This is a genomic window from Streptomyces sp. NPDC036815 (assembly GCF_055609205.1).
In genome coordinates this window covers 138,805-151,593 of the sequence record NZ_JBVJPW010000017.1, presented here as the reverse complement: position 1 = coordinate 151,593, position 12,789 = coordinate 138,805, and the positions used below count along the sequence as shown (strand labels likewise).

9 protein-coding genes are annotated in these 12,789 nt (G+C 73.1%); 4 read left to right on the top strand and 5 right to left on the bottom strand.

The window, feature by feature from the left end; genetic code table 11:
• Nucleotides 1-79 precede the first annotated feature (79 nt).
• Both ACZ69I_RS28845 and ACZ69I_RS28840 read right to left on the bottom strand, forming a co-directional pair.
• On the bottom strand, nucleotides 80-1,399 hold the full coding sequence (locus tag ACZ69I_RS28845) for a copper amine oxidase (protein ID WP_470835524.1): 1,320 nt from the start codon (nucleotides 1,397-1,399) through the stop codon (nucleotides 80-82).
• Nucleotides 1,400-1,462: 63 nt separating this feature from the next.
• On the bottom strand, nucleotides 1,463-2,254 hold the full coding sequence (locus ACZ69I_RS28840) for a Tat pathway signal sequence domain protein (RefSeq protein ID WP_467680394.1): 792 nt from the start codon (nucleotides 2,252-2,254) through the stop codon (nucleotides 1,463-1,465).
• Nucleotides 2,255-2,412: 158 nt separating this feature from the next.
• On the opposite strand from ACZ69I_RS28840, the gene glgX reads away from it, so the two are divergent.
• Entirely contained in the window at nucleotides 2,413-4,521 is a 2,109-nt protein-coding gene (gene glgX / locus ACZ69I_RS28835; RefSeq protein WP_470835523.1) for a glycogen debranching protein GlgX, read from the top strand.
• Here glgX and ACZ69I_RS28830 read toward each other — a convergent pair.
• A complete protein-coding gene (locus ACZ69I_RS28830) occupies nucleotides 4,496-5,776 on the bottom strand; it encodes an MFS transporter (RefSeq protein WP_470835522.1) in 1,281 nt (426 codons plus the stop codon). The two genes, glgX and ACZ69I_RS28830, sit on opposite strands and share 26 nt — an antisense overlap.
• Nucleotides 5,777-5,866: 90 nt before the next feature.
• Between ACZ69I_RS28830 and treY the strand changes: the two genes are divergently transcribed.
• Nucleotides 5,867-8,374 (top strand): malto-oligosyltrehalose synthase, encoded by a 2,508-nt coding sequence (treY, locus tag ACZ69I_RS28825; RefSeq protein WP_470835559.1) that lies wholly within the window; start codon nucleotides 5,867-5,869, stop codon nucleotides 8,372-8,374.
• On the opposite strand, the gene ACZ69I_RS28820 is transcribed toward treY, so the two are convergent.
• Entirely contained in the window at nucleotides 8,292-8,987 is a 696-nt protein-coding gene (locus ACZ69I_RS28820) for a cytochrome P450 (RefSeq protein ID WP_470835520.1), read from the bottom strand. The two genes, treY and ACZ69I_RS28820, sit on opposite strands and share 83 nt — an antisense overlap.
• Nucleotides 8,988-9,067: 80 nt before the next feature.
• Between ACZ69I_RS28820 and ACZ69I_RS28815 the strand changes: the two genes are divergently transcribed.
• Nucleotides 9,068-10,291: a M14 family zinc carboxypeptidase gene (locus tag ACZ69I_RS28815; protein ID WP_470835519.1), complete on the top strand. Its 1,224-nt coding sequence runs from the start codon at nucleotides 9,068-9,070 to the stop codon at nucleotides 10,289-10,291.
• A 29-nt stretch (nucleotides 10,292-10,320) separates the two neighbouring features.
• On the opposite strand, the gene ACZ69I_RS28810 is transcribed toward ACZ69I_RS28815, so the two are convergent.
• Nucleotides 10,321-10,872, bottom strand: coding sequence for an FHA domain-containing protein (locus ACZ69I_RS28810; RefSeq protein ID WP_467680384.1), 552 nt, complete (start codon nucleotides 10,870-10,872; stop codon nucleotides 10,321-10,323).
• A gap of 155 nt (nucleotides 10,873-11,027) precedes the next feature.
• Between ACZ69I_RS28810 and treZ the strand changes: the two genes are divergently transcribed.
• Nucleotides 11,028-12,773 (top strand): malto-oligosyltrehalose trehalohydrolase, encoded by a 1,746-nt coding sequence (gene treZ, locus ACZ69I_RS28805; protein ID WP_470835518.1) that lies wholly within the window; start codon nucleotides 11,028-11,030, stop codon nucleotides 12,771-12,773.
• Nucleotides 12,774-12,789: the final 16 nt, after the last annotated feature.

Genomic DNA, 12,789 nt, shown 5'->3' with positions numbered 1-12,789 from the left:
GAACACTCCCCCAGTCAAAGATCAAGGAAGGGTACTCCGGGAGCGGCCGGCGGTGCAGCCCGATGGGCAGGGTGGATTCTCAACCACCCAGCGGCGGCTGGCCGTTCTGGTTCGCCAGGTCCTGCGGAGTGAGCGGGCTCATAGCCGTGACGTCGCGCGCCGCCAGCGAGAAGCCCTGCCAGTGGACCGGCATCGGCTGCTGGTCCTCGTCACGCGCGATGTGGTGGAAGCCGATGTGCACCCACGTGACGGGGTGGTCCATGGCCTGGCCGTTCACCCACTTGTCGACGCTGGTCGGCGTTCCGTTGGGGCAGCCCGGGTTGTTGCTCGCGTACTGCTCGCACGCCTTGTACTGGGTGAAGTACACGTCGTGCTTGGTGAATTCCCGGCCCGCGTGCTTGTTGCTGGGCCCCGGCACGATCTCGTACGACCGCGGGTGGCCGTCCTTGTTCTTGCCGGTGTTGCTGACCACGCGCCACCAGCGCATGTCCTTGTGGTCGCCCGTGAGCTCCTTGGTGACCTTGGTGCGGGTGGTCTTCGTGGTGGGGCTGCCGTCGCCGGTGGGCGGGGTGACCTTGGAGTCGTACTGCTCGACCTTGGCCTTCGGGGAGCCGTCCAGACCGAAGTTGAGCCGCCAGAAGACGTTGTGGGCGTGGCTCTCGGCCTTGGCCTGGTCGCCCTTGCCGATGGGCCAGCCGCGGTCGTCGCCGCCGTCGTAGTCGTACGGCGAGAGGCTGCCGGTCGCGCCGACGTTGGACGTGATGGTGCCGTCCGAGGAGAACCGCCACTCGGTGATGTACTCGTACCAGGAGGCCTTGTTCACGGTGTAGACGAGCAGGTCCTTGCCCTGGCCCGTGTAGAGCTTTCCGTTGCCGCCGGTGCTCTGGTCGTCGTTCAGGCGGTACGCGTGCCCACGCGCGCGCGTGGTGGCGCACAGGCCCTTCACGTTGCCCCGGTGCGGGACCTTGACGGTCTTGATGGTGCCGCCGGGACACTCGCCGGGGTTGAGGTTCTGCAGGGCCTGGCCGAAGTCGGTGCCGGTGACGTCGTCGTACTCGGCCTTGCCGTCGTCGTAGGGGACGTGCACCTGGGCGAGGCGCGCGCTGGTCATGACCGGGATCGGCTTGGGCTCGCCCTTCGGCTGGTAGCTGATCTTGTCGAGGATCAGGCCGGAGAGCGTGTTGTAGTGCCAGCACATGCGCCAGGTCGTGCCGCCGTCGACGGTCTGCTCGATCTTGTAGGCGTCGCTGCAGTCGGCCGCCGCGACCGGAGCGGCGGGCGGCGCCTCGGGGGCGGCGGAGGCGGGTGCGGCGACGGATATGGCGCCGCCGAGGAGCGCGGAGACCGCGAGGGCCATGGTGACCCGTTTGCGGGCGCGCGGAACTCTGTTGACGTGCATTGCGGAATGGACTCCCTCGTACGAGGAGAAGCGGGCGTGTGGTGTCGTGCGCGGGCGGCCGGATCAGCCGAGGCGGCCCACGGTGCGGGTGCTCAGGTCGACGACGAGGGCCCGGGTGTCGATCCACGGACCGTTCTTGACCTTGGTGACGACCTGCAGACACCGGTGCTTGCCGCACTCGGTGAGGTCGGACGGCACGCGCTTCACGGTCTCCTTGCGGAAGACCATGCCGCTCAGCTGCAACTGTTCCGGGCCGGCCAGCGCCTTGCCCGTGGCGTGCTCGAAGTCCTTCTTCAGGCCCTTGCCGAGCGGGTCGGCGATCAGCAGCCTGGCGCCCTCGGCGAGCTCCTCCTGGCTGGGCGGCGGCTGCACGTTCTGCGAGGTGGTCGTGTTGGCCACCGTGCCGGTCCGCAGATCCACCGTCTTGGTGATGACGGCGTCCTTCTTGTAGTCGTAGTAGACGACTTCGGCCCGCCGCGGCGGCGTCGCGCCGCTGTCGCTGGGCTCCGGCTCGCTGAGGTTGGTGGACAGCAGCTGCGGGCCGCGGTCCCCCTCGACGTCCCGGGCGCTGGAGCGCATCTGGCCCGAAACCGAGGCCTTCTCCGCGCGCTCTATCTCCTCATCGGTCAGCGGGTCGCTGCCTATGCCCTTCGCGCCCTCCTGGGGCGCGGACTCCACGACGCCGTCCTTCGCGATGGCGTCCTGCTCCGCCGCTGCCGCGTTGGCCTGGCGGTCCCCCGAGCCGCCTGCCTGCGAACCGGGCAGATTGACGCCCACCAGCACGGCGGTCGCGGCCGCCAGGACCGCCGCGCCCGCCACCACCTTCCCCAGGTGGCGTCTGACTGTTTCTCGCACTTACTCCCCCTACTCCCCTGGCGCCCCTTCGGTGGGCACGCCGAGTATGTGGTCGGACGGTTAGACGGGTTCAACTCCGGGGTGGTTGCCCCACTTTCGGGCAGACTCTGGCCAAAGTGGCCCCAACTCGAGGGGGCGTGAGTGGAAGAGTCGTATACATGCAGGTCTGGCCTGGGCAGGCGTATCCCTTAGGTGCCACGTACGACGGAGCCGGCACGAATTTCGCGGTCTTCTCCGAGACCGCAGAGCGCGTGGAGCTGTGTCTGCTGCACGACGACGGCTCGGAGACAGCCATCGAGCTGCGCGAGTCCGACGCGTTTGTGCGGCACGCGTATCTGCCCGGCGTCATGCCGGGACAGCGCTACGGCTTCCGGGCGCACGGTCCCTACGCACCGGAGCAGGGGCACCGCTGCAACTCCGCGAAACTACTGCTCGATCCGTACGCGCGCGCGGTCAGCGGGCGCATCGACTGGGGCGAGGAGGTGTACGGCTACCACTTCGAGGAGCCCGAGGTGCGCAACGACCTGGACTCGGCGCCGCAGATGATGACGTCGGTGGTGGTCAATCCGTACTTCGACTGGGGCGACGACCGCCCGCCGCGCACGCCGTACCACCAGACGGTGATCTACGAGGCCCACGTGAAGGGCCTGACCATGCTCCACCCGGACCTCCCTGACGAACTCCGCGGCTCGTACGCGGCGCTCGGGCACCCGGCGGTCATCGAGCACCTCACCGGTCTCGGCGTGACGGCGCTGGAGCTGATGCCGGTCCACCAGTTCGTGAACGACCACCGGCTCGTGGACATGGGCCTCAACAACTACTGGGGCTACAACACCATCGGCTTCTTTGCCCCGCACAACGCGTACGCCTCCTGGGGCGACCGGGGCGAGCAGGTCCTGGAGTTCAAGCAGGCCGTGAAGGCGCTGCACGAGGCGAACATCGAGGTGATCCTCGACGTCGTCTACAACCACACCGCCGAGGGCAACCACCTGGGCCCGACGCTCTCCTTCAAGGGCCTCGACAACGCCTCGTACTACCGCCTCATGGACGATCCCCGCTACTACATGGACACCACCGGGACCGGCAACTCCCTGCTCATGCGCTCGCCGCACGTGCTTCAGATGATCATGGATTCGCTGCGGCACTGGGTCACGGACATGCGCGTGGACGGGTTCCGCTTCGATCTCGCGGCGACGCTCGCGCGGCAGTTCCACGAGGTGGACCGGCTGTCGTCGTTCTTCGACCTCGTGCAGCAGGACCCGGTGGTCAGCCAGGTGAAGCTGATCGCCGAGCCCTGGGACGTCGGCGAGGGCGGCTACCAGGTGGGCAACTTCCCGCCGCTGTGGACCGAGTGGAACGGCATGTACCGCGACACGGTGCGCGATCTGTGGCGGGGCGAACCGCGCACCCTCGCGGAGTTCGCGTCCCGGCTCACCGGCTCATCCGACCTCTACCAGGACGACGGCCGGCGCCCGCTGGCGTCCATCAACTTCACCACCTGCCACGACGGGTTCACGCTGCACGACCTCGTCTCGTACAACGAGAAGCACAACGAGGCCAACGGTGAGAACAACCAGGACGGCGAGAGCCACAACCGCTCCTGGAACTGCGGCGCCGAGGGCGATACGGACGACGAGGGCGTCCTCGCGCTGCGGGCGCGCCAGATGCGGAACTTCATCGCCACGCTGATGCTCTCCCAGGGCGTGCCGATGCTCAGCCACGGCGACGAGTTCGCGCGCACGCAGGGCGGCAACAACAACGCCTACTGCCAGGACAACGAACTGGCGTGGGTGCGCTGGCCCGACGGCGAGAACTCGCTCCTCGCCTTCACCCGGACCATGGCGATGCTCCGGCGCGACCATCCGGTCTTCCGCAGGCGCCGGTTCTTCCACGGCCGTCCGGTCCAGGGCACGCGCGACGAACTGTCCGACATCGCCTGGTTCACGCCCGAGGGCGACGAGATGGAGCAGAGCGACTGGGACGCCTCGCACGCGCGGGCGCTGAGTGTGTTCATGAACGGCAACGCGATCTCGGAGCCGGATCCGCGGGGCGAGCGCATCTGCGACGACTCGTTCCTGCTGATGTTCAACGCGGCACCGGAGCCGACGGAGTTCGTGGTGCCGGTCAACCACGGGCGGCAGTGGCAGATCGTGATCGACACCGCGCTCGACGACGGGGTGCCGCCGGACGCCGGGCCGAAGGTGCGGGCCGGCGACCGGATCACGCTGGCGGACCGGAGCCTCACGGTGTTGCAGCGTCCGGCGTGACGACGGCTCGGGGCGGCTGAGAGGAGGCTTCGGCAGGGGGCGGTTCGGGGCGTGGCGGATCGTGGCGGGCCAGCAGGGCGATCACGAACGCCACCGCCGCGGCCGCGCTGCCGAGGGCGAACGCGGCCCCCGCCCCGTGGGACTCCGCGAGCCGCCCGGCCACCGCGAGCGTCACCGCCTGTCCGCCGACGAAGGCGCTCGCCGCGAAGGTCATGCCCTCGGCGAGCCGCTCCGGCGGCACGCCCCGCTCGGTGAGGGCGAAACCCGTGATGAGGTTCGGGGCGTAGACCGCGCCGAAGAAGGTGACCACTGCGTAGAGCCCGGCCAGACTGTCGGTCCAGACCAGAGGGAGCGAGAGCAGCGCCGCGGCGGCCGTCGCCGCGCGCCAGCGCGCGAGCAGCCCGAAGCGCTCGGGCACCGCGGCCATGGAGAGCCCGACCACGGCGCTCATGACGCCCATCGCCGCGTAGACGAGCCCGGCCTGCCCCGGCTGTCCCAGCTCCTCGGTGAGCGCGGTGATTCCCGCCCCGCAGGCACCGAGCAGCACCCCGAGGAAGAGCAGCCCGGCGCGCACCACGTACACCGAACGCGGCAGCCGCGGACGTTCGCCCCGCGCGCGTGCGGACCTTTCGGCGGCCGCCTTCGGGGTGCGGCCCGTCGGATGGAGGGCGAAGGCCGTGCCGCAGACGGCGACCAGGAGCGCCGCCGCCCCGAAGGCGTACGCGGGATGGCCCGCCACGGCGGCGAGGCCCACCAGGGCGGGACCGAGCACGAAGGACAGCTCGTCCATCGTGCTCTCCAGGGAGAGTACGGCCCCGGCGAGCCGGTCGTCGCCGCCCGCGGCGCGCACCAGCGGGACGGCCCGGGCGCGGGCGAGCGGGCCGATGCCGGGGATCGTGGCGCCCGCGAGGACGCCCAGGGCGACGAGGGCGGGCGTCGGCAGACCGGCGACGGCGCCCAGGGTGTACGCCGTGATCGCCGCGGCGTTGCCGAGCGAGAAGGCGAGCACCACGGGGCGCTGGCCCCGCCGGTCCGCGAGGCGGCCGACGAAGGGGCCCAGGCCCACCTGGCCCAGCGCGAGCGCGCAGGCGACGATCCCGCCGGTGGCCAGCGACCCGCTGGTCTCGGTCACGAGCAGCACGCTGCCGAACTGGATCATGGCCACGGGCAGCCTGCCGAAGAACGAGAGGACGGGCAGCAGGGCCCCTGTCGTCCGGAGCACCGTGCGGTACGCGTCCCGCGTGTTCTGAGCCATCGTCCGACGCTAACGACGCGGTCCCGGGGACACGCATGAGTCGATGACACGAAAGCCGCCGAGAGGGGTACGTACGTTCACATGACGCGCATGACGCCGGATCGCCCCGGGCCCGCGGTCCCGCCCACCGCCACCTACCGGCTCCAGCTGCAGCCGGACTTCCCCTTCGCGGCCGCCGAGGGGGCCGTCCCCCATCTGGCCTCGCTCGGCGTCTCGCATCTGCACCTGTCGCCGGTCCTGGAGGCCGTCCCCGGCTCGACGCACGGCTACGACGTCGTGGACCACGCGCGCGTGCGGGAGGAGCTGGGCGGCGAGGACGGGCTGCGGGCGCTGTCCCGCACCGCCCGCGCGGCCGGGCTCGGCCTGGTCGTGGACATCGTGCCGAACCACATGGCGGCGGTGCCGCGGCACAACCACGCGCTGTGGGAGGTGCTGCGCGAAGGCCCCGGGTCGCCGTACGCGCGCTGGTTCGACATCGACTGGGAGGCGGGCGGCGGGCGCGTCCTGCTGCCCTTCCTCGGGGGCCGCCTCGGGGACGAGCTCGCCCACCTGCGGGTCGACGGCGACACACTCCGCTACCACGAACACGCGTTCCCCCTCCGCGAGGGCACCGCGGAGCTGCCGCTCCCGGAGCTCCTGGACGCCCAGTGGTACCGCCCGGCCTGGTGGCGGCTCGCCCGTACGGAGCTCAACTACCGGCGCTTCTTCACCATCTCGGACCTCATCGGAGTGCGCGTCGAGGACCCGGAAGTCTTCGATGCGACCCACGGGAAGATCCTTTCGCTGCTCCGCGAGGGCGTCGTCGAGGGGCTGCGGATCGACCACCCCGACGGCCTGGCGGACCCGGGCGCGTACCTCCAGAGGCTGCACGAGGCGACCGGCGGACGCTGGACCGTGGTGGAGAAGATCCTCGCCGACGGCGAACGCCTGCCCGCCGCCTGGCCGGTGGCCGGCACCACCGGCTACGACGCGCTGCGCCACGTCGACGGCGTCTTCACCGACCCGGCGGGCGCCGGTGAACTGCTCGGCCAGTACCGGCGCTTCGCCGCGCCGCCCGCGGACCGGGGCGGCGACTGGGACGCGACGGTGCGCCGCGCCGCGTACAAGGTCGTCACGCACGAACTGGCCGCCGAGGTCGACCGCCTCACCCGGGTCGCCGCCGCGATCTGCGCGGCCGGGCCCGGGCTGCGCGACCACGCGCCGTGGGCGCTGCGCACCGCGCTCAGGGAACTGCTCGTCCGGCTTCCCGTCTACCGGCCCTACGTCCGCGGGGGCGACGCCCCCGAGACGGTGCTCACCGAACGCGCCGCCGACGAGGCCAGGGCCGCCTTCGCCGTGCCCGAGGAGGCCGCGGCGGTCGACGTCGTACGGGACTTGGCGCTGGGGCGGACGCGGGTCCCGGGAGCCCGGGAGGCGTTGGAGGAGTTCCGCGCGCGGTTCGCCCAGACGTCGTCCGCGCTGCGCGCCAAGGCCGTGGAGGACACCGCGTTCTACCGGCACGCGCCGCTCCTCTCGGCGGCGGAGGTGGGCGGCGCGCCCGAGCGCCCGGCGGTGCCGGTCGAGGAGTTCCACGCGTACTGCGCGCGCGTGCAGCGCGACTGGCCGTACTCGGGCACGGTCCTGACGACCCACGACACCAAGCGCAGCGCCGACGTACGGGCGGGCATCTCCGTCCTGACGCAGTGCCCCGGCCGGTGGGCCGGTCTGCTCGCCGAACTGACCGAGCAGACCGCGCGCGTGGGCGGCACCTGCGCGCCCGACCCCCAACTGGCCTGGGCCGCCTGGCAGACGTCGGTCGGGTTCGGCTTCCCCTACGACACGCGGCTGCGGGACGCCCTCCTGAAGCACGTGCGCGAGGCGGGCCTGCACACCAGCTGGACCGAGCCCGACGAGGCGTACGAGAAGGCCGTGGAGGCGTTCGTGGAGGCGGGGCCGAGCGGGCCGCCGCTGTACGCGGTGGCGTCCTTCGCACAGGGTCTTGACACCCATGTGCGGGCCATCATTCTCGGGGCGGCGCTCCTGCATCTGACGATGCCCGGCGTGCCCGACGTCTACCAGGGCACGGAGAGCGAGTACCGCGCCCTGGTCGACCCGGACAACCGGCGGCCGGTGCGGTTCCCGCACCACGTGCTGGCCCGGCTCGACGCCCGCCCGGAGGGCGCGGGCCTCGCCGGGCTCGCGGACCTCTCGGAGGAGAAGCTGGTGCTCACGGCGGCGGCGCTGCGGCTCCGGCGACGGCGGCCGGAGCTGTTCGGGGGCGCGGCGACGTACGAGCCGCTGGCCGCCGAGGGGCCGGGCGCGGCGCACTGCGTGGCGTTCGCCCGTTCCGGAGAAGTGGTGGTGGCCGCGACCCGGCTCTCCCTGCGCCTGGCGGACGCGGGCGGCTGGCGGGAGACGGAGCTGGCGCTTCCGGCGGGCCGGTGGTCCGATCTGCTCGCTCCGGAGCGGAAGTTCGAGGGGCACGCGCGCGTGGCGGAGCTCTTCGCCACGTCGCCGGTGGCGCTCCTGGAACGGGTCACCGAGGGCGAGCGGCTCGGCCGGGACGCACGAGCAGCGTCCGCGGACCCCGGGTCCGCAGCCCCCGGGGAGCCGGTCTGAAACCCGGCGCCCAGCGCATCGCCGCCATGGCGTCGAGCAGGGCGAGCAGACCGTACTCCGCGACGCGCCCGGCGAGCTCGTCGCCGAGGCAGGAGTGGCGTCCCGCGCCGAACGCGAGGCCGCCCGGGTCCGTGCGCAGGATGTCGTAGCGGTCGGGGTCGGCGAACCGCGCGGGATCGCGGCCCGCCGCACCGACCAGGCAGACCACGACCGCCCCCGCGGGCAACGGGGTGCCCGCCACGACGACGGGGCGGACCGCGCGGCGCAGCACGACGGGCGCGTGCGGGCGGCGCGGGCCGTGTGCCGGGAGCCGTGGGTGCGGTGGGTCCGCCGGTCGTGCGGGTCGGTGCGCCCCGGGCCCTGCGGGGGACCCGGGGCGCGCTCCTTGCGGGGCGCGGCGGAGGGGCCCGCGGCCGGTATCGGGCCGCCGGGCGGGACGGATGGGCAGCGCACCGCGGGCTCCGACCTGTGCGTCGGCGCGGCGAACGGCCGCGCGGGTGTGTTCAGGACGGCTACCGGGCGCCGCGCGGCGCAGGCTCCGTACCGCCGTACAGGTGACATCGCGCGGGGCGCCGCTCACCGCTGGGCGTTCTTGACACCCCTTCCGGGGCATGGGGTACTGCGATTGCCTCAGTGGGGGGCCGGACGGGGGGCCGACTGGCGGTGCATCACTATCCCAGTGTTCATGAACTCGTGCTTTGCGCACGTCAGTTGGCCGCCCACCGCACCGAACTGAGCGTTCTGCGCGAGGTCGGCACCTCGCGCGAGGGGCGGCCGTTGCACCTGCTCTCCGTGGGGAGCTCCGCCCGCGCGGTCCTCGTCGTCGCGGGCGCGCACGCCAACGAGCCGACCGGCGGTTCGACGCTCCTGCACCTCGCCGAGCGGACCCTGCGCGACCCGCACCTGCGCGCCGACACCTCCTGGCACTTCCTGCTCTGCGCGGACCCGGACGGCGCGAGCCTGCACCGCACGCCCGCGCCCCGCTCGCTCCTGGACTACCACCGCAACTTCTTCCGCCCCGCCGGACCCGAGCAGCCCGAGTGGTCGCCCTCCGTGCTGCCGCCCGACCGGCTGCCGCCCGAGACCCGTGCCCTGACCGCCGTCATCGACGAACTGCGCCCCTACCTGCAGGTGTCCCTGCACTGCACCGATCTGGGCGGCAGTTGGGTCCAGCTGACGAAGGACATCCCGGGCCTCGCGGAGCCGTTCGCCGAGTCGGCGGCGGAGTTGCACATTCCGGTCGAGACGGGGGCGTCGGACGCCGCGGGCTGGTGGGTCTCCGGGCCCGGCGTCCACGTACTGCCGGGACCCGGCGTGGCCGCGGCGTACCCGAGCCTGCCCGAGGACGCCCGGCTCACCACCTGGCACCGCACCCACCACTACGGCGGGCGCACCGCGATCGTCGAGGTGCCGATGTGGGCGAGCGACCTGGTCGGCGACGCGGCGGCGCATCCGGCACCGGTGCGGGCGATGCGGGCGCTCGCGCGGCGGCTGCGGCGGGACGCCCGGCTCGTCGAGGAGATCCTGGGCGAGGCGCTGCCGCGGCTGCCCGGCGCGGAAGGGCCGCTGCTGCGCGCGGCGCGCTGGGCGCTGGCCCTGGTGCCCGGGCTCGCCGACGACTGGCGGCGGCTGCCGCCCGCGGGCACCTCCAAGGCGTACATCGGGAGCGTCGACGCCTTCGGCAGGCGGCTGCCGCTGCGGGCGGCGGCGATGCTCCTGCGGGTGCTCGACGAGGCGGGCGACCGGTCGGCGCCGCGCCTGGAGCGGCTCGTGACGCTGTGGAGCGAGGAGTTCGCCGAACGGTTCAGGGCCCGGTGGGTGCCGCTGGAGGACCAGGTCGAGCACCAGTCCCGTACGACGATGGCGGCCGCCCGGCACGCGCGCGCGGAGCTCGACCGCGGCCGCGCGCACGGGTGAGCGCGCGGGCCTGTCGGTCGGAGCGCGCGTCAGCTCGTGGCGAGGCGGAAGGCCATCCGGCCGAAGCTCACCAGGTCGCCGTCCTGGACGAGGGCGACGCCGGTCACCCTGCGGCCGTTGACGGAGGTTCCGTTGGTGGAGCCGAGGTCGCGCAGGACCCACATGCCGCCCTGGCGCCGCAGTTCGGCGTGCACCCGGGAGACCGTGTCGTGGCTCAGCCGCAGGCCGTTGGCGGGGTCGCGGCCTATCCGCAGCGGGTGGGGGCTGTCGGGCGAGGGCAGCAGCAGCTTCGGCAGCCGCTCCGCCTGCCAGGCCCTGCGCAGCTTCATCGTGAACCCGGAGATCGCGCCGACGCCGCCGAGCACCTTGCGCGTCCAGCGTCCCTCGGTCCGCAGATCGGCGGTGAGCACGGCCAGTTCGTCGGGCCTGCGGGCGGACAGCACGAGCTCCATGCGCCGCAGGAAGGTGTCGTGGGACAGCCTGCCGACGGCCGCACCCTCCCTGAGTGCGTCCAGCGCCCGGTCGCGCTCGGCGTCCGTCACCCGCGCGGGGTACGTGGAGAACTCGAAAGACGATGTCACCAGGGAATTGTCGGGCACCCGCGCCCCGGGTGTCCAGAACGCCGGGAAAGGCGGCCGATCGGCCGCTTCCCCCCACGTCCGGAGGCTTTCTGACGCACCATGGGACACACCATGAACGCACGGTGTGACGGACAGCGGACGAAGGGGAACCGTCGGTGAGGTTCGAAGTATGGGCACCGGAGGCCGAGCGGGTCGAACTGGAGTGCGCGGGCAGCACCGGCGCGCTGGAGCGCGACGCGGACCGCGCGGGGTGGTGGTCGGGCGAGGCGGTGGCCGAGGACGGGGCGCGGTACGGCTTCTCGGTGGACGGGGGCCCCGTCCTGCCCGACCCGCGCTCGCGGCGCCAGCCGGACGGCCCCGACGGCCTCAGCGCGGTCGTCGACCACGACCGGTACGCGTGGCGGACGCCCTGGGCGGGGCGCGGGGTGCGGGACGCGGTCCTGTACGAGCTGCACGTGGGGACGTACACGCGCGAAGGCACCCTCGACGCGGCGGCGGGCCGGCTCGGGCACCTCGCCCGGCTCGGTGTCACACACGTGGAACTGATGCCGCTGTGCCCCTTCCCCGGCCGGCACGGCTGGGGGTACGAGGGGGTCTCGCTGTGGGCCGTGCACGAACCGTACGGCGGACCCGAGGCGTTGAAGCGATTTGTCGACGCGGCCCACGCGCACGGGCTCGGCGTCGTCCTGGACGTCGTCCACAACCACCTCGGCCCCTCGGGCAACCACCTGCCCGCCTTCGGCCCCTACTTCACCGAGACGCACCAGACGCCCTGGGGCGCCGCGGTCAACCTGGACGCGCCCGGCTCGGACGAGGTGCGCGCGTATCTGATCGGCAGTGCGCGGGCCTGGCTGCGCGACTACCGCATCGACGGCCTGCGCCTCGACGCGGTGCACGCGCTGCGGGACACGCGCGCGTGCCACTTCCTGGAGGAACTCTCCGCCTCCGTCGACTCCCTGGCCGAAGAACTCGGCAGGCCGCTGTTCCTGATCGCGGAGTCCGACCTCGGCGACCCGCGGACGGTCACCCCGCGCGCGAGCGGCGGACTCGGCCTGCACGCGCAGTGGAACGACGACTTCCACCACGCCCTGCACACCGCGCTCACCGGCGAGTCCCAGGGCTATTACGAGGACTTCGCGCGGGCTCCGCTCACCGCGCTCGCCAAGACGCTGACCCGCGGGTTCTTCCACGACGGGACGTACTCGACGTTTCGCGGGCGCGCCCACGGCCGCCCGGTGGACCGCGCGCGGACGCCCGCGTACCGCTTCCTGGGCTACAGCCAGACCCACGACCAGGTCGGCAACCGCGCGCAGGGGGACCGCCTCTCGGCCGCCCTCTCCCCCGGCCTGCTCGCCTGCGCGGCCGCGCTCACCCTCACGAGTCCCTTCACGCCGATGCTCTTCATGGGCGAGGAGTGGGGCGCCTCCACGCCCTGGCAGTTCTTCACGGACCACACCGACCCCGAGCTGGCCGAGGCCGTACGGCGGGGCAGGCGGCGGGAGTTCGCGGCACACGGGTGGGCCGAGGAGGACATCCCCGACCCGCAGGACCACGGCACCCGGGACCGCTCCTGCCTCGACTGGTCCGAACCCTCCGACGGCCACCACGCGCGGCTCCTCGCCTGGTACCGCGAGCTGATCGCACTGCGGCGCACCCGCGGCGACCTGACCGACCCCGACCTGGCCGCGGTGCGGGTGGCCTACGACGAAGGGGCCCGCTGGTTCGCGTTCCGCCGCGGGGACCTGCGGATCGCGGTGAACCTCGGTGAGGAGACCGTCGTGGTACCGCTGGACGGCCGCCACGCGCGCGTGCTCGCCGCGTGGGAGCCGGTCGCCGCGCCCGGCCCGGACGGCGTGGTGCGCCTGCCCGCGGAGTCGTGCGTGATCCTGGCCGCGGCGTAGAGGCCGGGTGGGGGGC